Origin of the sequence: Janthinobacterium svalbardense (genome assembly GCF_002327145.1) — a bacterium.
GTDB lineage: Bacteria > Pseudomonadota > Gammaproteobacteria > Burkholderiales > Burkholderiaceae_D > Janthinobacterium > Janthinobacterium tructae.
The window spans coordinates 4,200,440-4,223,862 of record NZ_CP023422.1 but is presented as its reverse complement, the minus strand read 5'-3'; the positions used below and the strand labels follow the sequence as shown (position 1 = coordinate 4,223,862).

Genomic DNA, 23,423 nt, shown 5'->3' with positions numbered 1-23,423 from the left:
TTCATCAGCAGCATATAGCCAATTTTGGTCGCGGAGCGGTCGTTGAAGGCCCGACCGTCACCAGATGCAAGAGTCGTTGAATTAGCTTCGCTAGCGGCCAGCGGCGGGCGTTAGTAGAGGTGTCAACGAGCAAACCACGACTCGCCTCGCGCCTCGCGTGAGGGCCACGTAGAGGTGTTGCGCGGTCATTCGCTCGGGCTCAAGAATGACCGCAACATCAGCCTCCAGCCCTTTCAGTAAAAGTGTGCTTCCAACGGCGCGCCGGCCCAGCGGCCGACCCAGATGGCGGTTGCGCTCGCGCATCTGCATCGCCGCGCCAGTAAACCCGCCCTCTCCCCCAGCTGCTCTCAGCGCTGAGATACAGCAGTGCAGTACTTCCGGGCGGTAGACACGCGCACCGCGTTGGTCTGCAAGCGACTGGAGGAGGTCAATCGAGGTCGTGTGGTTGGGAGTCGTCACGAAAGTCACTGCTGCGGCTTCCGCAGGCGTAGCGGGCGTGCGAGCTCGGCCTCCTCGTATTGTTTCTACCCGCGCGAGCAAGTTTGCAGTCCCCACCTCGGTCATCAACGAAGTGGCGAACTCGGCCAGCAGCCGCAGCGCATTGGGACTCGCTAAGTCGAACTGGCGCGCGAAGTTCAATAGGTCTTTCAGGTCGACCGCCTCGACGGAGGTAGCGCCCGGCGTCTGCATGGTGAGTTGATGGCGACCATTGACATTCATGGAGTCGCCAATTACAAGAACCCGTCCATCTCGGTTTGGCGCCTCCGTCCGGGCGGCCACCAGTCGCTGCTGCACTTCCATACCTTGGGTCAGTTGAACCCACTGGACGCCCTCTGGCGCTTCACGCAGGTCTACAGGCTGCCCCGCCTGCAATGAAACTCGGGCTTGAAGTAGCCAAGCGCCTAGTTCATCCATGCCTGCGAGCCGCCATCGCCAAGGGGTCTGCAGCGCGCCGATGGGCGGGAACGCAGCCTGAGCCTCACGTGCCCAGTGAACAAGTGGGTCGCGGAAGCCAAATATCGCCTGCATTGGGTCTCCGAGAACGCAAGTGGGCAGCGTCTGTGCGATGGAACAGATGATGGCATGCTGTGCGGCATTGCAATCTTGGTACTCATCCACCAGCAAGCGTGAATAAGTCGAGGCGATGAGGTCACTGATGTGACCTGCCTGTAAGAACCCTTGCACGGCTACTCGAATGGCTGGGTAGTCAGCGTTCGGGTTGGCTAGTTCGAGAACGCGTGCGTTGAGCCCAGCACGTAGTGGAAACTTTGCCGCTAACCGCATAGCGAAACCGTCGATGGTCGACACTCTGTACGCCGAGCTCGCGACACCACCACGCTGGAGCCTGGCACGTAGCGCGGTGACTCCAGCGTTGGTGTGCGTTAGCACCAAGACTGGTTTGCTGTCGGTGTGTTGAGTCAATGCGTCCGCGATGAGTTGGGTCTTGCCGCATCCGGCTGGGGCGGTAACTGAGCCCAGACGCGCTTGAAAGATGTCGATTTCAGGCTGCGGCACTCGTCCACCCCCATAGTTTGTCCGTAATTTCGACGAAGCCCGGGTCTGCGTTCACAATGTGGGGGCCGACGATATCTTTAGCGATTTCTTGAAAACCCGTTACCGACTTGAACCAGCCGTTCTTGTTGTTGCGGGCGGCAAGTCCAAGCAATGCTCGACTAGCCGGTGTGTAACCGCCATTCATTCTTTCGGCCTCTATTGCAGCCAAGGTGACTTGTCCGTTCGACTTCGATTTTACGTGCTCAGCCATTAGCTCGCGGCCGACCATCTCGTCTGCCTTATTCAGCAGCGCATGCACCGCGTCATTGCTTGAATAGAGGAACAACTCGTCCTCGAGCGCCAAGCCGGCACGCCAAGTGACGAACAGACCGCCAGCTGCGACGAATCTCTCAATTAATCCGACTGTCGAAACAGGCTTGTCCGCGTCAACGAAGACAAGGACACGATAGCCCAACTTGAGGAACGCCTCTCCACGGGTGAAGCATTGGTCAGGGCTTCCTCCGCCTGCGTCCACGTATGCGCCTCCAAGGGCCAAGAATGACGTGGCACCACATTGAACCCACCACTGGTCCATCCCGCGAGCGAATCCGACCTCGCTAGCGCCTTCGCAAATGATGACAGACTTGGACAGAAAGGCCTCGGCCGATTTTCGCAAAGTACCCTGAATGCCGTCGTCGGTACCCGCGCATGTGGCCGTGTGGAGACCCGGACGCTGGCGCACGACGAAAAGCTGGTCGCCAGCGAGTTCCCTGAGCGTTACTGGCGAATGGGTTGTCATAAAGACCTGCAGCGGCTGGGCCGTGTCCTTCGCGCCGAGCGAGTCGAGTAGGCGCATGAGCCGGTGAGGCTCGAGTCCGTACTCAACTTCGTCTACCAAGGCGACGGTGGCAGCCGCCGCTGCGGCCCTCTGCAAACCCGCTACAAGGAGTCGCCCCGAACCGGTACCCAGCGACCGCAAAGGAATGCCGGTCTCGCTGTGGAGGGCGATAGCACCGTCGCCAATCGACACCGAGTGAGCATCAAGTAGCGCCTGAGCGCTCGCACCGATAGCTACGCCAAGAGTGGTAGCTGTCTGGGTGACCACTTGCAGGGTCTGAGCGAGCTGAGGGCCAGCTTGTGCGCCGAAGGTGGCTCGGGCGGCGCGTGCCGCGTCGGCGAGTTCCGAGCCAAGATTAGCGCGCTCTTCCGTGAGCCGGTTCAGCACCGAGCCCCTAGCCCAAGAAAGGTTCGTGTTTGCATAGGTGCCGATTCGGGCTGGTGCTAGGAGGCTACGGTCCTTCCAGGCCAGAAACCGCTCCAGTTGTTGCCGAGCGGCTCGGTCGGAATGAAGCGTCCAACTCGGTTCGAGGTCGGCGTTGACCTCGAGCTTCAGCGTCAGAACTGTTTCCAGTCCTGCGCGCGGCTCGTCTTCAGGAAGCCCAGTAGCAAAGTCAAATCCACGAAGGAACTCTCCGTAGGTGTCGATATTCTTCAGCGCATCGGGTAGTGCACCAATCGTGACCGCAATCACGATGGTTCTGGTTACGTCCAGGGCGAAAAAGTCCGTGTCGCCGAAAGGTACGTTCCTCCGCGCTCCTAGGCAAAGGTCGATAGCATCAAGGATGGTCGACTTGCCGCTGTCACCTGGGCCTATAAGGCAGTTCACGCCGTTGGATGGTGCCCAGTCGAACGTCTGTATCGAACGGAAATTTTGAATTTCGATACGGCGGATACGCGTCATAAGCTCTCTCTGGTAGTCGAACAGGTAATTCCACATGACAAAAGCTGCTCAAGGGGGCACAAGTACTCGTCAGATTCTCCGAACGCAACTCCCTTAGGAAAACCGGCGCCGGGAGTCCAGTTGTCCACGCATCACAAGCAGCCCACATCCGACGTTAAAGTTGACTTAGCGAACTTCTGCATTTGGCCGATTGCCGTAATTGGCCGGTTCCGTTCCGAAGGGGGCACTAAACCTCTTAGCCGCGCCTAACCAGCCCATCAGTCCTGGCACAACTATTCCTGCGCATAGGACCTGCCAACTTCAGTGTGGTCGGCCGCAAGCATTGTTTGCCATGTCAGACTGGATATAGGTTGCTCCAAAAGCTCGGCAAAATCTTTCATTAAAACAGAGCATCTCGGATTTGATGGGTGCACAGGCTGGCCCGCGCTCTCGAAGACCTGAATCACTCGTAGAAATAGCGCCCTCTGAATAGGGTGGGCCCGCCGGAGACCTCCCTGCCGGTTTCGCATTTGGAGCGCGCCCAAACCGAACCAATTCATCTCCAAGGAGCGTTCTTCGTTTACGTACAGGATGCGCGGGAACATATGAGGCCTAGGTTGTTAGGAGGTAAAGGTCTGCTACTGGGGCTCGCAACGAACTAAAAAAGATGTTGCAACCGTTAGCGAACGGCGACACACTCTCCACCACTCTGCCGGAAGCCCCTCTGACATTCCCACCCATTGCCCAAGTAGTTCAACTTCGCGTTCACAGGCAACTCGACAACGATACATTCCTGACCGGATTGGCGATATCCGTGGACACATTCCCATCCGTTGCCTAGATAGTTCAGCTTCGTGTTTGGGGGCAATGCAACGGCGATACACTCTCCAACACTCTGCCGGTAGCCATGCTGGCATTCCCATCCATTGCCCAAGTAGTTCAGCTTCGCGTTCATAGGCAACCCAACAATGACACATTCTTGCCCAGACTGCCGATAACCGCGCTGGCATTCCCACCCATTGCCTAAGTAGTTCAGCTTCGCGTTCGCAGGCAGCTTAACCGCGACACATTCCTGACCGGATTGGCGATACCCAGGGACACATTCCCATCCGTTGCCTAGGTAGTTCAGTTTTGTGTTTGAGGGCAATGCAACGGCGACACATTGCTGCGCAGTCCGATAATATCCGCGCATGCATTCCCAATCATTACCTAAGTAATTGAGCTTAGCATGGGGCGGCAGTTTAGAACTATTTGAATGTCCTGCCGGTGGGGCCGCCGAGGCACTACCAGATATTGGTTCTACATTCGGGGAATATGTGCCAGGCACTAAACTGATGCCTGATTGCGCTTCCGGTCCCGGACTCACAGAAGCGCTATTGGATTCGGGAGAAGAGCTCGACGGCGTGGTCTTCGTACCTGCGGCACCTGTGTACGGATTCACGTTGCCTACCGTGCTCCAGTTGTTGGAAAAGTTACCGTCAGGAGCAGACCGCATATGAGGCTGGACATAGGTTCCGTCTTTTTTGACATACCCTCTGACGGCGACTGGTGCGCCACTACCTCTTGGTCCGGCGAAAGCCAGTGAGAAGCACAACATGAGGCACAAAAGGAAGTAAAATTTGGCTCGCATTGAGTACTCCATATAATCAATTTCTTGAAGCGGATTCAGATTCTCACGCCAACGGCAGCTAATGGCCGCTCCCGGCCCATGAGGATAACCAATTGCCATGCGGGAAAAGTCACACATTGTCACGTCAACATGAATAGCTGCTGCTGGCAGGGAACCGATGGTCGGAACGGCTCCGCGGTACCGCACAACAATAGGTTGTCGAAATGCTTCTTGGTAGTCGCCTGGTCCAGTTCGGAATAGACGAGCGCCATCATAGATGGATAGTTCCTGACGAGATACTTGGATAAAATCGAATATCTGCATTCAACCCGGAGAACGCCATGTGCGTCAACTACGTAACTGTCTCACGACAACTGGCCTTCGACTTCTTCCGCACGTCAATGGAGGAAAGCGAAGATTGGCGTGATGAGCTCTACCAGGACTACGTTGGCCCAATCATCGTTCATGACGAAGCCGGCAATCGCAACGGTCTGACTGGCACATACGGATTCATCCCCAAGCGGCACATGCCACCTGGCCAGCGCCTCACGACGATGAACGCCCGCGCAGAGACAGTTGGCCAACTGAGGACGTACAAGTCCGCTTGGGCCAAGTCTCAACTTTGCCTCGTTCCAATGCTCCGCTTCTTCGAGCCAAACTGGGAACAACCAACGCATGTGCGATGGGCTATTGGAATGGCCACCGGCGAACCATTTGCCGTCGCCGGCCTATACCGGGAATGGGTCGAGGAGGATGGGACGCAAACATTTTCGTTCACCCAGCTGACCATTAACGCCGATAACAATCCCCTTATGAATCGTTTCCATCGCCCTGGAGAGGAGAAGCGTTCGTTAGTCATTGTCCCAACCTGCGAATACGACGAATGGCTTGGTTGCAAGGACCCAGAACGCGCAAGGACATATCTTCAGCCGTATCCGGCCGACTTGATGTGTGGAGAGCCGGCACCGAAGACACCTGTTTTCAAGCAACGCGAACTTTTTTGAGCCGAACTTTGTCGCTAAAGTGGAGAAACGAGCAGGTTCAAGTGATATATCACGGTGCAGCAATCATTGGAGGCGTGGCCGGCGCGCGCACCACCAGACCTCTCCTCCACGTACTCACCGCCGTGGAGGCTTTTCATGTCGGCCGAGACCAATGCCCGCCGTTTTAAGCAATCAGAGGCGAGTAGGAAGGTCTGGTAGCCCAGCAAATTTCGGTTCGTCTAGCAGTTTAGCCTTGTACGCCAATAGCTCATTGTCCGCGACATCGAAACGATTCAGCCATTCCTCCGCAGCTCGGCCAATCAACCGCGGCTCGCTCCCAGCGGATGCGTAATGCATCCGGACTTTCGGTGTCCTGATGGGCTTGAGGAGCATATTGGGAAGCACCAACCGCGCGGGCATCGGCGAGTCAGCAGGTGCGGCTTCGGGTTGGGCGCCGCCCTGGATTACAAGTCCAGTTCCATAGTCGAATAGGCCAAACCAGTCCATCGGTAATGCCGAACGAATGGCCGATATACCTCCGACTTTTTCGACATAATCATTGTCTATCGCTGTGAGCCAGCCCACTGTTTTAATGCCCAGGTGCGCATTGACTGCGCCGCTGACAAGGTTGCCGGCATCAAACCCTCGGAGCTTGGACGTCAGGAATGCCTCGAATGCCTGGTTCTCGTCATAGCGAGCGGCCGACAGTATTAGACTGTGGCCGCCGTACCCGTGGACGGCACATAGGCGTCGGGCGAAGCTCACGAAGAGCGTCTGGAAAAGTCCGGGATTTTCTTCGACGAACAAAATGGGCATGCTAAACCGCAGCCCGCATAAGCCCCAGCCTCCCATTTCCGCCCGCCAAGCGGGTAGGCCGACGACCTGAAACTCCCATGGACCCGCGTCCTGCGCCAGCACGCCACTGGTGTAATGAAAACTCACCGCATCGTCTGGGTCCATACGTACCAGCATTTTGTTCAGCGGTTTTGCCTCCGCGTAGGCCATCTTATCCGGCCCTTCTGGCGGGTCTTCCCGGTAGAGCCAGGTGAATTTAGGCTCAGCCTTGACCTGGAACTCTTCGAAGCAAGCGCTGATGGCATCGCGAACCGCCGGGAGATGCGCATCCTTGAAGAAGAGCGTGCCAGCGATTGCAGGTACGCTGCCGACATAGTCCTGTGGCCCCTGCTTAGTGAGCAAGCCCCCAGGTACATTCATTGCATCAGGGTTCTCGCGCAGAAGTTCCAGCAAGTCCAATGGTAATTCAGTCATGTTCAGTCCTTAATACGCGGGCAGGCCACCAAGCGGTGGCCGTTTCGTAACAACAACCATATAGATTAACCTAAGAAGAGCGGCTGCCTTCCCGAGCTGCTCGACCGGGATTTTTGAGGGCTCGAGCTCGGCCCGGTCGCAGTCGCACTCATCAGATGCCAACGGCACCATTTTCATTTCGTCTCCGGCGATGACGATATAGTCCTCTCGCTGGCGGGGGCGGAACGGGTCTCCAGGGAATTTTATTTCCACGACTTGTTTGATATTGTCCTGCGTTGGGGGCTTCATCGGGTCCTTGACGATAATGACGTCAGGCCTCCGTGTGTAGCCCCGGCCGGGCTTATAAGGCACAGGGTGGCTTGAGTCTTTCGGCCAAAGTGTTTTCGTCCAGCCGGGCCATAGGGTTCTGCTTTTCGTATCCACGACCTTATCCAGAAAAGGCTCTGGCGGCCGTTTCGTCATATCGTATGTGAACTCTGCCTTGTATAGACTTCGGTGGTCAAGAACCACATCGAGAGCTTTCAATCGAGCCGAGACGCATTCTTGTTTCAGCGACCGGCCGTCTGCACCGATTGCCGGCATGCTTTTGCATTTGCACACGGCCGAGCACAAGACCTTCTTATCAGAGAAATCGAGCTGCGGCTTGTTAATCGGCACGACGGTCGTGGCGCCTTCCATGCTCATGCCTCCCACGGCCAACGGCGCTTGCCCTGCGGGCGGGGTGTTATTCGGCCCCGTCATGCGTCACCATCCTGAATCAAGTCGAATGCAAGCGACTCAAGGCCGTCCCGTTCCACCCACTGGGTGAAGCCCTCCTCGTCCGTACTGCCCGTGATGTACTGGCCATCGGTCGACCGTACGCGTACAGCCAAGCTGCGCACGGGGTCACCTGTTGTAGCGTCGACCACCTGAAAGCGGCCGCGAAAGCGTTCAGCTTCATCCGCCACGGGCTCATCTTGATACCTGCTGGCCAACCCGGTGTGGATAATACCAAAGCCCTGCATCAGGGCCATCGGTGGGAGACTGCCGTGGGCGCCCGGCGCGGCGCCGCCCGATGGTGTCGTAAGGGTGTACAGCTGGCTCGAGAGTAGCGTGGCGCCACAAGCGGTCTTACAGCCATGGTAGGCCACAGCCTTGCCCGCATCGATGAGGCTGGTGTCACCTTGGCTGATGGGAAACACTCCCTTGCACCGGGGGCAAGAGACCATATCACCGACACGAGCCCAGCCTTTGCCATGAGTATCCGATAACGGTGAGCAGGTGACGACGGTGCCACCGTGGCTCGTCTTATCGCCCAGCACGATTACGGGATTGCTCAAGATTTTTTTCCTTTCAATATTTTTTAGGCAATATTAGCACAATTGTTAATCTCGACGTTTACGTCACCTCTATGGTCGAAATCCCACAGCGAAATGCCGTCGGCCGGCAACTCGCATTCTGTGCCGAGGTTCGCAGACTCGCCCCCCCCTAGTCGGGCATCTTTTTAAAACATGCTTTTTGACCGATTCAGATGGCTATGTTGCACAAATAAATTGATAGCGTCGTACCTAGACCCCAGATTGAGTTATCCCGTGGCCACCGTCGTGGGTGTGCCGAGTCGGGTCAATCGATTGAGGATAGCGGAGAGTATTCATCGCCGCCTTCTAGGCCGACAACTCGACGCTGGAGTATGATGGCGAGAGGCTAATATCGAGGCAAAAGGCACTATGAATATTGAACTCGGCGATAAGCCGCAAGACGAATCGGAAGCGGCGCTCTTTGCCGCTCTGCCATCAGATTTCCCACGTCCAACCAACCTAGGCGCCGTTTCAGGCGCCCAGGCCAAGTTCTCGATGACTCGCTACCAAGGCCGGTTCTACAGCCCTGGCTGCACGCCGCCGGAGCTACTCGAGCGCTGGAACAACTGCGAAGACCTAGCACAACAGCTTTCCGTTAAGTCCCTTGAGTCTAAAGCCGGGGCGCGCTCGCACATGTCAGAGACTGAGATTCTCGACCAATATTTGCCGCGGCTGATTGCAACGGGCTGGGTATCCGAGCCAGAGGCCAAGTGGGTAATGCGCCGAACCGCCGAACTGGTCGGATGGCAGGTTCCGCCATCCGCGTTCCCCTGACTTGCTTCATGACCGGAGCACATGGCGATGATAATCCGACCACATCCGTACCAAGCCGCCGTGAGTTAAACGAAAGCCACCCTCAGGTGGCTTCGTCATTTATGTCTTGGGCTTAGGGTGCAATCGTCTCCGGCATTTCCATCTCGCTCAGCCACTTTTCGAGAACTTTTTTTAGAGTACGCGCCATCGATGCTTCTTCAAAGTGGGACATCGACGGTGCAAACTCCTTGAAATGGCGTTTGCGCAGGTCACACTACCTTTGAGCTAGGTCGCTGCTTGCGCTATCGGAAGCCGTTTGGTTTTGAGTAGGATATTGCACCTGGAGGGAAGGCCGCCGGATATAACTGTGAATCGTATACGAGTTTGTTGGAGGAGAGGGCTCAACACCCCGCGGCCGACAGAAGTAAGAGCGCCAAGCGGGATACCAAGGGCGCACACTGGGCAGAAGCTAGAGGTGAGGTAGGAGCGGGCAACATCCGCTTAAAGTCTGGCTTACGGTTCTGGCGCAGTTGCGTGACCCAGAATGCTCGTGTGGCTTGGCTGAAAATATCGCTAAACCATCGGGTCAACGTGCGACGTTTGCAAAGTGCAAATGGTAGGGGGCACTTTGGCCCGAGGGATGTAACTTCTACAAATAAAAGAATGGGTGTGCCGTCGCGAGAGCATTCCAGAAGCTCTGGCAATACCGGCACCCTGGTGAATCCCGCAGCAAGCTTTTCGGGCTGGTTTGGATGTGGATAGCGAATTTGACAGCCGTTTGTTTAATGTCAGGAAACCGCACAGTGCGAAACTGAAGAACCACGGCTTTTACTACTTCGCCGACAACAAAAAGCGGAAACTTCCGCCTTCCTTCTGGGCGGAATCGCCAGTCACCTGCCTGCCCGCGTCACGGGACACTCGAATACTCAATAGCTCCCTTCATTGCGCCGGCGGCGGTCATCGCGGTCGTTGTAATAACACTCCTCATCAGGAGCCTGGCGAAGGTCCCGCCCCTGTTCGATTACCACAGGGATTTGTTTACGGTCAATCACCGTGCGACACCGCTGAACCGTCCTGTAGCCGGCCGAATCCGAAGATATGCGGTCACCGGCCATTGCGCCGGCGATAGCACCTACCGCGGTGGCGGCTGTCTTGCCATTACCGCGGCCAATCTGATTTCCCAGAATTCCCCCGGCAATACCGCCGAGAATGGCACCGCCGTAGCCCGAGTCCACCGATTGGACCGGAACTTGTTCATTCCAGCAATCCTGCCGAGGGGACTCGACGGTTCGATATTCGGTTCGTGGTTGTTCGAAGGTCTGGTATTCCGGCTGTCCAACGGTACCATATCGGGGCCAGGGCTGTTCCGCGCTCCGATATTGGGTGGCGCAGCCCGTCAAGGACAGGCCGAGGACAGCTATCCAGCCGAGTTTAGTTTTTAGCATAGGGGCAATCATATAAATTTGAAACGGTTCGGCAACCTAATCACCATCGCATCGATATCCTGGAAAATTCGTCGGTTGGGGGGGGGCAGCATTGGTTTGGATTAAATTTAGGGATTGCATTTGGCGGCACTGCCAACATATCCGTCTATCGGTGGCCGCAACAATTTGATTCATTTCTTGCCGGGACCCCAGTGAATGTACATGTGATGTAGTGTACAGACAGAGTAATACGCACCACGTCAACTCGGTAGCCGTAGAGCTGTATCACTGGTAAGCAGTTGTAACTACTGAAGACGCCAGGAATTTAAGGAAAGCTAGGTCGTCGCAGCGAAGCTACCACACCCAAAATGTGCAATGCCGCAGCACCGCAGTCGAACGCCTTACGCCGGGGCCAACGCCCGGTGTTTTTAGTAATCAGAGGCGAGTATGACGGACTGGTACGAGCCAACCTTCGCGCTGTGACGGCTTGAGTCATGGTAGCCGGATTGTGCTTATCGCGAGGGACTGATAATGCCCCAATGAAGTCCTTCTCGCTGGGTTCAGTTCGTCAACTATTCCAATTCATCGACGTCGTCCGCCTCAGGCGGGTTCTCCCAACGCTCCCACGTCGCATATAGGCTGGGACGAAATGCAATCCAACCTCGCGGTAGGTCTGCGACTTCTGACAAGGTTGAATCTCTTTCGTAGACACAGCCCAAGCATAGCAAGAAGCACTCGCTTGGCTCATCTGTGGTTGCATCCAGAAATTGCCAGTCGCCGCCATGGTCGTGCGACGCTTGGAGCGCGGGGAACGCTCACGCGCGACTTTGGCCGTGCAGTATGCAGCGGTTTGTACGTCGTCAGGAAAAGGCCAGGCATCAAAACTATGGATGTGTTCAGACATGTAGACGTGAAACGAGTGAGTTTGATGAAGTGGCTGCTTTTGGCCGACTGTCGTCGTTGGCCGGTTCGGTCCCACAGCAGACATGAGTTAAAAGCCCGCGCACATGATTTTTTCTACTTCTACACGCTCAACATCAGGACGATTGGCGGATGTATACAAATTTACCCGTTCAATACATGTTGATGGCAAGATTCGCTGGCGCGTCTTGCTGCAAGTTTTTGACGGCACTGGAAGCATTGAATCACATTTAAACCCATCGTTTTGAAGTGTGAAAATGGCCTCGTTTAGAGGCATGGTAGGTCGCACAAGGGTATCAACGTGCGCAGAAAAACGTTGGTCGTCTACAGAGTAGCAACCTGTTAAACAAAGCACAAAAGCGCAAAGCAGGTGTAATTTAGTTATCATTTTTTCCTGTCGGGTTAAGGCAGCGAAGAGGCAGGCCCGCTTCTCGCCGACTGCTGCCGCTGGCAGATTGCGCCCTGAAGGGCATACCAGGAAGCGTTATGGATTTCGGCTGTTTAGTGCTTCTACGAAATTGTCGTAGTTTGCCTGAAGCTTTTCACTCCCGTCGTACTTAGCAAAAAACGCACTCATTAGGTTACCGGCTGCAACATCATCGCCAGCTTGTATGCGAGCAACCCCTAAATCGTCGGCCATCCAATTCTCAATATCCATCGGTACGGCGCCATTTCGGCATGCTCCATAGATGAATTTGCCGACTTTCTGATAGTTCATATTGACCCCGTTCCCTTTGAGTAAGCGCGTTGTAAAGTATTAAATCAGGTCTGCTTTTGGCCGTATCCGGCCAGCGCCATACAATGTAGTATCTTGCTTGCTTAAGGTTTTGCATCTTGTTATGTGCGGTGCTGTGTTAGATTGCGCCTATATTCAAACCGTTTGAATCACCTATCGCTTGGAGAAACTATGACGTCGTATGCAGAGTATGTTGAACAAATCGCAAAATTGCAATCTCTCGCCGAAGCTGCCCGCAAAGATGAACTCAGTGGCGCAATTCAGAAAATTAAGGAACTGATGCAGCTGCATGGAATTACCGTGGAGGACCTCGCCGCCGGAGGACGTGCGAAACCAGCAAAAGCCAAGGGCTCGGTTGCTGCGCAATTCAAGAACCCTGAAACAGGTGATACGTGGACTGGGCGTGGCCGAGCACCGCGGTGGCTGGATGGCAAGGACAAGGAACAGTTCCGCATCGCGAATTGATGGTTTTGAGCGGCCGACCCAACTCTCAATCCATATTTAAATTTCTGCATTTCGTATTTAGCGACTGGGCAAGCGTTCATCGGTGAGTGGAAGAACATCCTTACCGTCGGCCCTACTCGCGAGACATCATCATCGCCGAAGCCGGGTCGGCTAGGGAGCAACGAGCAGTTGCTTGAGGCGAAGCGGACAATTAAGCAATTGTGAGAATGCGAACGTTCACCGACCGCTTGCACGCTTCCGAACTCGGAAAGTATGCAGTCAGTTCTAAAACATGTGAACCACTAGTTCGGGACACTGCGGCGCAACTTCCAATTCTGTAGCATCTGCCACGCCGCAGGTATGACGAACAGGGAAAGCAGTGGGGCCGTAATCATGCCCCCGACCATAGGTGCTGCGATGCGTGCAATCGCCTCGGACCCGGCGCCGCTCCCGAACAGCATAGGCAGCAGACCTGCCAAGATGACGGCGACAGTCATCGCCTTGGGGCGGACCCGGAGTACGGCCCCTTCCCGTATCGCCTCTAGTATCAGCTCGGATGTCATTGGCCGGCCAGCGGCTAAACGTGCATCTAACGCGTTGCGTAGATAGACGAGCATGACGACTCCAAATTCTGCGGCGAGCCCCGCGAGCGCGATAAAACCAACGGCTGTAGCGACAGACACGGCGTGGCCAAGCAGCCAGATGAACCAGAAGCCACCGATGAGCGCGAATGGCACTGTCAGCATCAGCAGAGCGGCTTCCGCAGTAGACCTAAAGGCGAAGTACAACAGCAAGAAGATTACCAGCAAGGTCAAGGGAACAACGGTCTTGAGCTTCGCCGTCGCTCGCTCCAGGTATTCGAACTGTCCCGACCAGCCAATCGAATAACCGGGCGGCAGTTTGACCTGTTGGCCAACTCGGGCCTGCATCGCTCGCACAGCGGTCAACAGGTCGGACCCTCGAACGTCGACATAGACCCAGCCAGAGAGCCTCGCATTCTCGCTGCGTATCATCGGAGGCCCATCATTGACCACAATATCGGCCACGTCCGTGAGACGTACTTGTGCACCACGTTCAGTCACAATCGGCAGCTCTCGCAAGGATTGAACTGAGTCGCGGTAGTCCTGCGGATAGCGCACGTTGATGGGGAACCGCTGGCGGCCATCTACCACCTCACCAACCGTTTCGCCGCCAATAGCAGACGAGACGACAGACTGAACGTCGGTAACCGTTAGCCCATAACGAGATGCGCGCAGGCGGTCGATACTGACGTCAATGTAACGCCCACCACTTAGGCGCTCCGCAAGCGCCGAGGTCACCCCTGGTACGCCCTTCACTGCTGCTTCAATCTGGGTCGTTATTTTGTCGATTTCGTCGAGACTGGCACCCGAAACCTTGACCCCCACAGGGGTCTTGATTCCAGTGGATACCATGCTGATGCGGTTGAAAATTGGCGGAACCCAGACGTTTGACAGGCCTGGGACCTTTACGACCCGGTCGAGCTCATCGATTAGCTTTGTCGGTGTCATTCCTGCACGCCATTGTTCCCTCGGCTTGAACTGAATAGTCGTTTCGAACATCTCCATAGGCGCGGGGTCGGTTGCAGTTTCCGCTCGACCTGCCTTACCAAAAACTGTCGCGACCTCCGGTACTGTTTTTATGAGCCGGTCAGTCTGCTGCAGGAGCTCACTCGCCTTTGCTGCCGATAGACCGGGCAGTGCAGAGGGCATGTAAAGCAAATCACCCTCGTTCAATGGAGGGAGAAATTCTCCGCCCAGGCGCGAGATGGGTATGGCGGTCGCAATCAGTGCGATTACTGCGATTCCGATAGTCCAGCCAGGATGTTTAAGGCTCGCATTCAGCAGCGGTCGGTACGCTCGAATGAGGGCGCGGTTGATTGGGTTGGAGGCCTCACTCGGAATTCGCCCACGAATGAGGTATCCCATCAGCACGGGCACAAGCGTAATCGCGAGCCCTGCTGCAGCTGCCAACGTATAGGTCTTTGTGTAAGCCAGAGGCGCGAAGAGCTTGCCCTCTTGCGCCTCAAGGCCAAACACAGGGATGAAGGACAGGGTCACAATGAGTAGCGAGAAAAAGAGTGCCGGCCCCACTTCGACGGATGCTTTGGTGATGATGTGCCAGCGTTCGTCGCCAGAAATTGGCTTTCCAGGATGTTCGTGCGCAAAAGCTTCAAGATGCTTGTGGGCATTCTCAATGAGCACGAGCGCTGCGTCGGTCGCTGCGCCGACTGCAATGGCTATTCCCCCCAGAGACATGATGTTGGCGTTAACGCCCTGGTAACGCATGACGATAAATGCGGCGAGCACGCCGAGTGGCAACGAAACGATTGCTACCAGGGCGCTCCGGATGTGGAATAGAAAGACGGCGCAGACGATTGCGACGACCACGAATTCTTCAATCAGTTTATGGCTTAGATTGTCAATGGACGCTGATATCAGCGTAGAGCGGTCGTAGGTAGTCACAATTTCGACGCCCTTCGGTAGTGACGCCTTGAGCGTGCCCAACTTGGCCTTGACGGCCTTGATAGTGTCAAGCGCATTTTTACCTGAGCGCATGACTACAACGCCGCCGGTGACTTCGCCCTCACCGTTCAACTCAGCGATACCGCGGCGCATCTCAGGACCGAGGCGAATGATGGCTACGTCCTTGAGTAGCACCGGTGTGCCGGCATCGCTTGCCGACAGCAGTATATTCCTGAAGTCGTCCAGCGACCGCAGATAGCCGTGTGAGCGCACCATGTATTCGGTTTCCGCCATTTCGATTACGGACCCGCCGGATTCCTGGTTCGCCTTAGTCACAGCATCGAGTACCTTGGCGTGAGACATCCGGAACGCACGCAGCTTATCCGGGTCCAACACGATTTGGTACTGCTTGACCATTCCCCCAATACTGGCCACCTCCGCTACGTCAGGTACGGTCTTCAACTCGAACTTGAGGAACCAGTCGTTTAGCGCACGCAGTTGACCAAGGTCGTTGCGTCCCGTGCGGTCTACGAGCGCATATTCATAGACCCACCCAACGCCGGTGCCATCCGGCCCGAGTTCAGCACGCACGCCTTGTGGCAGGCGGCTCTGGACCTGGTTGACGTATTCGACTACGCGAGAGCGGGCCCAGTATAGGTCGGTCGAATCGTCAAAAAGAACGTAAACGAACGAATCACCGAAGAATGAATATCCGCGGACCGTCTTCGCGCCCGGAACCGACAGTAGCGCTGTCGTCAGCGGATAGGTGACCTGGTCCTCGACGACCTGCGGTGCTTTCCCGGGGTACTGTGCGCGGATGATGACTTGAGTGTCCGACAGGTCTGGCAGCGCGTCCAGTGACGTCTTTTGCAGGGATATTAGCCCCCATCCTGCTATGAGCACTGCAGCAATCAGGACCCAGATTCGGTTGGCGATGGATTCCCGAATTATCCTGGCTATCATTTCTTGCCTCCGCCGGTCATCTTCACGTTCTCCAGGGTATAACCGTCCTTACCATCCCTGAACGAGAACTCGACATTGTCCCCTTGCTTAACGCCTGCAAAGGAATCCGGCCGCGGCTTCTTAAAATCCATTGTCATAGCTCCCCATTGGAGTTCAGGAATCGGCTGATGCGACAGCGTAAGTGCGTCATTCGATACTTTTTCAATCCTGGCTACGCCATGAAGAACGGGGCCGGATTCCATCGGTGCGGCTTGCGCTGGCTTCATCTCGTCAACGTTCGAGAACTTCGGCAAAATGCCTTTCAGATTCGCTTCGGAGTCAATCAGGAACTGCCCGGAGGCGACAACCTTCTGACCCTCAATAAGCCCGCTGGTGACTTCGGTATCCCCGCTGCTCTCTCGACCGAGCGTGACAATGACCGGTCGCATATTGTTACTGGCGTCCGCGACCAATACGACTGACCGTTTTCCACTTGTGATGACGGCTTCGGAAGGGACTACCAGGCGCGAGACAGACGTTGCTGCTTCCAGCTGAATTCGCATCAGCTGTCCTGGAAGAAGGCTCCCATCTTTGTTGTCCAATTCCAGACGTGCCTGGACGGTGCGCGTGGCTGTGCTCACTCCCGGAATTATTTCGCGCACCTTACCTGTATATTTACGAAGAGGGTCCGACGAGGATATGGCGGTCACGGACATCCCAGCACGTGCGCGGTTGGCCAACGCCTCCGGAACTTCTGCCAGCAGCCATACCTTGTTTGTGCCCGCAATCTTCGCCACGGTAATGCCTGGCGAAACCATTGCACCTTCACGCACCCCCAACTCCGAGACGATGCCGCTTACAGGAGAGACAAGTGTGAAGTGGCTCTGAGCCTTGCCAGTGCGTTCTGCCTGCGCAACAAGTGCATCCGGAATTGACATCGTGCGCATGCGCTGGCGCGCGGCGCCGGCAAGGGTCTCGTTGCCACTTTGTCTGAGCGCGAGGTACTCCTCCTGCGGCGCTATCCAGTCGGGAACGAACAGCAACGCTATTGGCTCGCCTCGCTTGACTCGCTGCATGGGCGAACGGGCATAGAGATGGTCAATGTAGCCTGTAACTCGGCTCTGCACGACTTCCGCGATGCTTTCATCAAACTGGGTTGTACCAACCAATTCAAGGGAGTCTCTGCTGTCTACGCGACGTACATTTGCGAAACGGATACCCAGATTCTGTTGAAGCGTCGATGAAATTTTTACACCTACTTCCTCGCCCCCGCCATCGGCGTAGACCGGCACAAGCTGCATGTCCATGAAGGGGCTCTTACCAGGCTTGTCGAATTTGGTCGCAGGCACCATTGGGTCATGCCAATAGAGGACTTTCTTCCCAGTTTTGGAGTCGAGGCCAGTGTCGCCGGGCGGAGCCATTCTTCCTGCGTCCGAATTGCCACGGGACCCTACCCAGTAACCGCCCGAAGCCAGAGCCACACCGGCTATAACCAACGCTATTGCCTTCAAATTGAAATTTGAGTTCATTGTACGTTCCTTGTCGAACTAGGCATGTCGTGGGGGATAACGTGGAGCTCCAGCTTTGCCCAAGTCAGGGCCGCCTCCTTTTCAAGTTCGTTTATTAGCAATTGCTTCTCGAGCGATGCGCGTTTCGCCTTGAACACGGACGTCAAGGTGCCAGCACCAGAACGATAGGCTGCAACGGCCAAATCAACTTGTTGACGGGATGGCGGGAGCAGGGTCGATTTCAACTCAGAGATGCGCTCCTTGAGGCTCTCCAAGTCTGCCGAAAGCATTTGAATTTGAGTCTGCTGCTCCAATACGGCGTCTTCGTATTGCAGGCGCGCTTTCGTTCCCATCGCCGACTTTTCCGCAATGTCCCGGTCCTGTCGCTGGGGTCTATTCACGGTTAGTGGGATGCTGATACCGATGGAAATCATGTTTGAATATTGGCTTCCCCGCTGAGCGAATCCGGCCTCAAACGACCAATCAGGACTGCGCTCCTTGGCGGCCACATTGGTGTCGGCATCTGCGAGGCTTACCGCGCGGCGGGCCAAGAGAACTATCGGGTGGTATTTCTCCAGGTCAGCGAGCGGAATGTCGGCAACATGCGTAACCAGTGTTGGGGTTTCATCTGCCACGGAATCAACCGGCACGCGCAGCCAGCGGGATAGTCCAATGCGGGCCGCCCTGGAAGCCTGTTCGGCTTTGCGGGTATCGTCCTTTCCCTGAACCAGTTCCAACTGTGATTGGAGGACGTCGCTTGCTGTTCCTTTGGCGCTCCGGTGTGAAGCTTGGGCCGCGTTGAGGTCCTCGGCCATCTCCTTCTCAATGAGCTTATAAAGCCCGGCGGCTCGCTGGGCGTATAAGACGGAAATCCAAGCGCTGCCGGCTTCTTCGCGGACCTTGGCTACGTTCTCAAGGTAACCGCCTTCCTCGGCCTCAATAGCTCGTTTAGAGCGGTCCAGGCGGGCCTTGCGCTTGTCCGAAGAGACCCACTGCTGCTCGATACCAATGCGGCGCATGGTCATGAAGTCGGCAGTGGTACTGAATTTATCTCGCCCGGTCACAGGAAGGTTATCCAGGCCGACCTTCAGTGTCGGGTCAGGCAATTGGTTGGCCTTCGCTGAGGCCTCTGTGCTGGCCAACACGGATGCTTGCGCGGCCTTGTTCGACGCCGAGGCCAGCGTTGCCATCTGAAGCGCCTGGTCCAGTGTCAGGCTTGCTGATTCGGCGTAGGAGAAGACTGGTATAAAAGCGCAAGCCGCGATTACGGCATTAAAGCTCGCTTTTTTGAAATGCGAACTTGCGAATGAATGCGTTGCGAATTTTGAGAACATAAAAGCCTCATGATTGAAGACGAACACCGACGCCGGCAGCAAGCCGGCGAGGAGACCAATCAGGGAAGTCTTAGATTCTGAGGCGCTGAGTCTGCAGGTAGGGCGGGTCAGTACCAGGTAATGCGATGATGTCTGTCAGAACCGCTTCGACCTTGGTGGGAACGATGAGGGCGGATGCTGGAGTAATGAACGCCACCGAGATTGGCGCCAACACTGGAGGGGAACTCAAGTGGTCGGAGGAGGCTTTGGCGCCGGACTTATATTCCGCGCACTGTGCAGGACTCTCTTTGTCCATGTCGGCGCACGGCATCCCCGCCATCAGACGCGCTTGTACCGGACTCGTCGTCAGTTGCGGGCAGACGTACGCGGCCATCACCATTCCCGAGCTCATGATGGTCATGACCAGGAACAATGAAATCAAGCGAAAAAGTGAAGGAAAGGCGCGGAGCATGCGTACATTCTAAACTGAGAGCATGTAAATTTCGGAAAATTTTTGGGAGCATGCACTCTTTATGGGGGGACGGTCATTCTTTGAGGTACCCTGACTTTTTCGGACACTCTAGTTTGGTAAACTTCACCAACTGGAGAACTTATGACACGCTCAAAAACCTACACACCGGAGCTTCGTGAAGAAGCGGTAAAACTGGTCCTGACGCAGGGCCTGACGCTGGAAGACGCGGCACTGCGCCTGACCATCCCCAAGGGCACGCTGGCCAATTGGGTGACGGCGGCAAAGCGCGGCACCTCGCCCAAAGTAGCCCCGGGAGCCGCTCGGTGCCGGAGCTTGAGGCCGAGGTAAGCAAGCTGCGCAAAGAGCTCGCAGAAGCCCGCATGGAGCGCGATATCGTAAAAAAGGCGGCAGCGTACTTTGCGCGGGAGTCGCTGCCAAGTACGCGTTCATGAAGACGTTGCGATTCGAATTTCCCGTCACCGTCATGTGCCGCGTCTTTGACGTGTCGCGCAGTGGTTTTTATGCTTGGGCGAATGGCAAACCATCGCAGCGGGCACAGGACGACGCACGCCTGAAAGTGGCCATCGAGGCGGTGCACGCGCAGAGTCGGCAGACCTACGGCCCTCTGCGCATGCAGCCGGAATTGACGTCGCAGGGCTTTCCGGCGGGGCGTGACCGCATCGTCCGCCTGCGTCGCGAACTCGCCTTGCGCTGCAAGCAGAAGCGCAAGTTCAAGGCCACTACGAACTCGAATCATGACCTGCCGGTGGCCGATAACCTGCTCAATCAGACCTTTGCACCGACCCGGCCGAACGAAGCCTGGGTGACTGACATCACCTATGTGGCCACCGGCGAGGGATGGCTTTACCTGGCCGGCATCAAGGACGTGTTCACCTGCGAGCTGGTGGGCTACGCGATGGACGAGCGCATGACACAAACGCTGACAGCAACGGCGCTGTGGAAAGCCGTGCGCAACAAACGCCCCTCGCCGGGCCTGATTCACCACTCCGACCGTGGCAGTCAGTACTGCGCCCATGACTATCAAAAACTGGTGAAGCAGTTCGGCATGCAGCCGTCCATGTCGCGCAGGGGAAACTGCTATGACAACGCGCCCATGGAAAGCTTCTGGGGTAGCCTGAAAAACGAGCTGGTGCACCATCAACGTTACGCCACCCGGGCAGACGCGAAAGCCGCAATACAGGAATACATCGAAAGCTTTTACAACCGCCAGCGGCGCCACTCGCGCCTCGGCAATGTTCCGCCCGCGTTGTTCGCTGAAAAATTCAGCAAACAGCCACGGGCGGCTTGAAACAAGAGTGTCCGCTATTGACAGTACACCTCACTTTGACTAGGCTCAGTGACGATGTCGGTGATGGATGTCCGGGTAGTGTGCGTGCATATGTGTCTGCGGGAAATGTCTATGGGTGAGTATGCGAGCCTTTGCCATCCCACGGGAAATCATGTTCATGTTCATGGTGTTCGTCGTGTGAGTGCTGGTGAGCATGCTCCATTTCCTCATGGGTATGCTCGTGGCCATGACTTTCTGTGAGGTGCAGCCAAATGCCGGCCCCCATCAGCGCCGCAGCTAGCCAAAATCCGGCGGCTGGCGTTTCACCAAGCAGCATGAGTGAAACCATGGCACCAACAAAGGGTGCGGCCGAAAAATACGCGCCGGTGCGGGCGGTCCCCAAGTTACGAAGGGCAAGGACAAAGAGCACCAGGCTAAGGCCGTATCCACAGAAACCGACCAAGCCCGCCATCAACGCGGTTGTAAACGCAGGTAACTTAAGCCCTAGCGAGGCGCCGATGGCAAGATTTACCGCGCCGGCGACCAATCCTTTTGTTGCAGCTATTTGCACCGCGTCGCTGGCGGAGACCTTGCGAGTGAGGTTGTTATCGATGCCCCAGCAAAGGCAGGCGCCAATAATGGCAAACGAGCCCCATGGTAGTCCCTCTGCAGGTATTTGGTCCCAGGTCAGTGCTACGCCGCCAGCGACTATCAGCAACATGCCGATAAATATTCTGCGGTCAAAATTTTCTTTGAATACGAACCAGGCAAGTAGCGAGGTCAATACCCCTTCCATGTTGAGAAGCAGGGATGCGTACGAGCCCGGAGTGAGCGCTAGGCCAAGCATAAGGAGCGCGGGACCTGCAACCCCACCGAACAGGGTCGCTCCAGCCAACCATGGTACGTCACGGGAGTTGATTCGGTCGCCGGAGGTCTTTTGGCGGTTGGTAGCTAGGGCACGAATCCCGAACCAGATTGACAGCCCAATACCACTTCCGAGGTACAGGAGTCCAGCAAGCTCGAGTGGTGCTACTTGACCTACTAGCAGCTTTGCAAAAGGAGTGCTGGCTCCGAAGGTGATGGCGGCAAGAAGCGCGTAGGTGACACCTTTTCGCATATTGGTTAGCTCGTTGGTTGGGCTTTGTAATTGTATGCCAAACTTCGTCACAGGCAACGGATTCCCGCGGGACATAAACAGACGATTCATTCCCATCTCGTTGGAGAAGAATGCTCTCCCATCCTGCAGCAGAAAGACGCACAGGCATCAAGCGGGCTTCGTCATGAACGCAGTGCGCGCCGCCTAGTTGGCCATTGCGGTAACTTACGCCGACAACCAATTAGTTGTATGAAACACATAAAAATGAGATATCGTGAAAAATTACTTATTGGCAATTTCGTTGGGCTGCTAGGTATGTTCCACAGACGTTTGGTTTTGAGAAGGATTTTGCACTTAGAGGGAATGCCGACGGATATAAGTGTGAATCGTATACGTGATTGTTGGAGGAGAGGGCTCGATACCCCGCGGCCGACAGAAGTAAGAGCGCCAAGCGGGATACCAAGGGCGCGCACTGGGCAGAAGCTAGAGGTGAGGTAGGAGTGGGCAACATCCGCTTAAAGTCTGGCTTACGGTTCTGGCGCAGTTGCGTGACCCAGAATGCTCGTGTGGTTTGGCTGAAAGTATCGCTAAGCCATCGGGTCAACGTGCGACGTTTGCAAAGTGCAAATGGTAGGGGGCACTTTGGCCCGAGGGATGTAACTTCTACAAATAAAAGAACGGTTGTACCGTCGTGAGAGCATTCCAGAAGCTCTGGCAATGCCGATATACGTTGGCGCCCTAAAGAAACCCTTGACCTTCCTCCTGTGGGAAGGTGTACTTTGAGTGGCTAGCACTGTTCGTTTGTCTGACGTACCATTTCGAAACTTATGCGTTTATTTGTCCGCTACCTGCTCTGGATTTTGATAGCAACCCTCCCGTTGCAAGGGGGAGCTGTTGCTTTCATGGCTTGCAACCCCGGTTCCGGACAAACCGACCCGCAGCCGCATCATAAAGACGACGGCACTACCGAGGCTCATGCTGATGCGTATCACGGGCATTGCGGCGAAAGTGGTTCCGACCATGCAGGGAGCCAACATGGCAAATGTAGCCATTGTGCGAGCTGCTGCGTGGGCGCTGCGGCGCCACCTGCTATCCCGTCCGAGCTGTTGCCTGCCACGTTCTCCACCTTCGCCACAGTCGCAGTTGAACCTGCGATGACTGCTTATATCCCCGCCACTCTCGAGCGACCGCCTCGTCGTCACTCCTAAATCGCTGAAGTCGTGGACTGAAGTCCGCAACGCTATGGGTTAATGCGCCCAGGTAACAGTACATTTTTGAGGGCTATCATGAAACGCTTCCATCTAATGCTTCTTGCATTGGTAAGCGCGCCATTGGTCATTCACGCACAGCCGGTTGGAATTTCGACTGCTGTGACGGATGCCAACGCCGCAGTACCACGGCAGAAATATCAATCTGCCTACACCGACTACAAACCATCTGCAGAGTCTCAATCCACCCCAGACAAGGTATGGATTGATGCAAATAAGGAGGTCTCTGGACAGTCTGAGCACGGTTCCCATGCAGGTACGTCAATGCAGATGTCGCCTCTGCTAAAGGAGTCGCCCAAGTCAGCCGCGGCTCCCGCCGCCGACCCTCATAAAGAGCACCACATGAATATGAAAGGTCAATAA

General features: G+C 55.9%; 15 protein-coding genes and 2 pseudogenes. 5 read left to right on the top strand and 12 right to left on the bottom strand.

The window, feature by feature from the left end; all coding sequences use genetic code 11:
• Window positions 1-90: 90 nt before the first annotated feature.
• On the bottom strand, window positions 91-1,515 hold the full coding sequence (locus CNX70_RS18625) for a UvrD-helicase domain-containing protein (RefSeq protein WP_096236005.1): 1,425 nt from the start codon (window positions 1,513-1,515) through the stop codon (window positions 91-93).
• Complete coding sequence (locus tag CNX70_RS18620) at window positions 1,502-3,271, bottom strand: ATP-dependent nuclease (RefSeq protein ID WP_244198860.1); 1,770 nt, start codon at window positions 3,269-3,271, stop codon at window positions 1,502-1,504. The genes CNX70_RS18625 and CNX70_RS18620 overlap by 14 nt, the downstream gene beginning before the upstream one ends.
• A gap of 1,893 nt (window positions 3,272-5,164) precedes the next feature.
• On the opposite strand from CNX70_RS18620, the gene CNX70_RS18605 reads away from it, so the two are divergent.
• Window positions 5,165-5,827: an SOS response-associated peptidase gene (locus CNX70_RS18605; protein ID WP_096236001.1), complete on the top strand. Its 663-nt coding sequence runs from the start codon at window positions 5,165-5,167 to the stop codon at window positions 5,825-5,827.
• 171 nt (window positions 5,828-5,998) lie between these two features.
• Here CNX70_RS18605 and CNX70_RS18600 read toward each other — a convergent pair whose 3' ends face one another.
• Genes CNX70_RS18600 through CNX70_RS18590 form a run of 3 tightly spaced genes read right to left on the bottom strand, consistent with a single transcriptional unit; the run spans window position 5,999 to window position 8,394 of the window.
• Window positions 5,999-7,075, bottom strand: a complete 1,077-nt coding sequence (locus CNX70_RS18600; RefSeq protein ID WP_096235999.1) for a type VI immunity family protein — start codon at window positions 7,073-7,075, stop codon at window positions 5,999-6,001.
• A 9-nt stretch (window positions 7,076-7,084) separates the two neighbouring features.
• A complete protein-coding gene (locus tag CNX70_RS18595) occupies window positions 7,085-7,753 on the bottom strand; it encodes a VRR-NUC domain-containing protein (protein ID WP_244198859.1) in 669 nt (222 codons plus the stop codon).
• 59 nt (window positions 7,754-7,812) lie between these two features.
• Window positions 7,813-8,394, bottom strand: coding sequence for a PAAR domain-containing protein (locus tag CNX70_RS18590; RefSeq protein WP_244198858.1), 582 nt, complete (start codon window positions 8,392-8,394; stop codon window positions 7,813-7,815).
• Between the two features lie 387 nt (window positions 8,395-8,781).
• On the opposite strand from CNX70_RS18590, the gene CNX70_RS18585 reads away from it, so the two are divergent.
• A complete protein-coding gene (locus CNX70_RS18585; protein ID WP_096235995.1) occupies window positions 8,782-9,186 on the top strand; it encodes a hypothetical protein in 405 nt (134 codons plus the stop codon).
• 905 nt (window positions 9,187-10,091) lie between these two features.
• On the opposite strand, the gene CNX70_RS18580 is transcribed toward CNX70_RS18585, so the two are convergent.
• Together CNX70_RS18580 and CNX70_RS28325 are read right to left on the bottom strand one after the other, a co-directional pair.
• Entirely contained in the window at window positions 10,092-10,610 is a 519-nt protein-coding gene (locus CNX70_RS18580) for a glycine zipper 2TM domain-containing protein (RefSeq protein ID WP_096238544.1), read from the bottom strand.
• A gap of 1,384 nt (window positions 10,611-11,994) precedes the next feature.
• Complete coding sequence (locus tag CNX70_RS28325; RefSeq protein WP_157751139.1) at window positions 11,995-12,228, bottom strand: hypothetical protein; 234 nt, start codon at window positions 12,226-12,228, stop codon at window positions 11,995-11,997.
• Window positions 12,229-12,417: 189 nt separating this feature from the next.
• Between CNX70_RS28325 and CNX70_RS18575 the strand changes: the two genes are divergently transcribed.
• Entirely contained in the window at window positions 12,418-12,711 is a 294-nt protein-coding gene (locus CNX70_RS18575; RefSeq protein ID WP_096235994.1) for an H-NS histone family protein, read from the top strand.
• 281 nt (window positions 12,712-12,992) lie between these two features.
• On the opposite strand, the gene CNX70_RS18570 is transcribed toward CNX70_RS18575, so the two are convergent.
• The 4 genes from CNX70_RS18570 to CNX70_RS18555 all read right to left on the bottom strand — a co-directional run bounded on the left by CNX70_RS18570 (window position 12,993) and on the right by CNX70_RS18555 (window position 19,408).
• Window positions 12,993-16,136: an efflux RND transporter permease subunit gene (locus CNX70_RS18570; RefSeq protein WP_096235993.1), complete on the bottom strand. Its 3,144-nt coding sequence runs from the start codon at window positions 16,134-16,136 to the stop codon at window positions 12,993-12,995.
• Window positions 16,133-17,644, bottom strand: coding sequence for an efflux RND transporter periplasmic adaptor subunit (locus CNX70_RS18565; RefSeq protein ID WP_096235992.1), 1,512 nt, complete (start codon window positions 17,642-17,644; stop codon window positions 16,133-16,135). The genes CNX70_RS18570 and CNX70_RS18565 overlap by 4 nt, the downstream gene beginning before the upstream one ends.
• On the bottom strand, window positions 17,641-18,957 hold the full coding sequence (locus tag CNX70_RS18560; protein ID WP_096235991.1) for a TolC family protein: 1,317 nt from the start codon (window positions 18,955-18,957) through the stop codon (window positions 17,641-17,643). The genes CNX70_RS18565 and CNX70_RS18560 overlap by 4 nt, the downstream gene beginning before the upstream one ends.
• 70 nt (window positions 18,958-19,027) lie before the next feature.
• Window positions 19,028-19,408, bottom strand: coding sequence for a hypothetical protein (locus tag CNX70_RS18555; protein ID WP_096235990.1), 381 nt, complete (start codon window positions 19,406-19,408; stop codon window positions 19,028-19,030).
• A gap of 141 nt (window positions 19,409-19,549) precedes the next feature.
• On the opposite strand from CNX70_RS18555, the pseudogene CNX70_RS18550 reads away from it, so the two are divergent.
• Window positions 19,550-20,717 (top strand): annotated as a pseudogene (locus CNX70_RS18550) (IS3 family transposase).
• Window positions 20,718-20,762: 45 nt separating this feature from the next.
• Here the strand turns inward: CNX70_RS18550 and CNX70_RS18545 are convergent.
• A pseudogene (locus tag CNX70_RS18545) lies at window positions 20,763-21,813 on the bottom strand (DMT family transporter).
• Between the two features lie 1,265 nt (window positions 21,814-23,078).
• Between CNX70_RS18545 and CNX70_RS18535 the strand changes: the two are divergent.
• Window positions 23,079-23,423: a hypothetical protein gene (locus CNX70_RS18535; RefSeq protein ID WP_157751137.1), complete on the top strand. Its 345-nt coding sequence runs from the start codon at window positions 23,079-23,081 to the stop codon at window positions 23,421-23,423.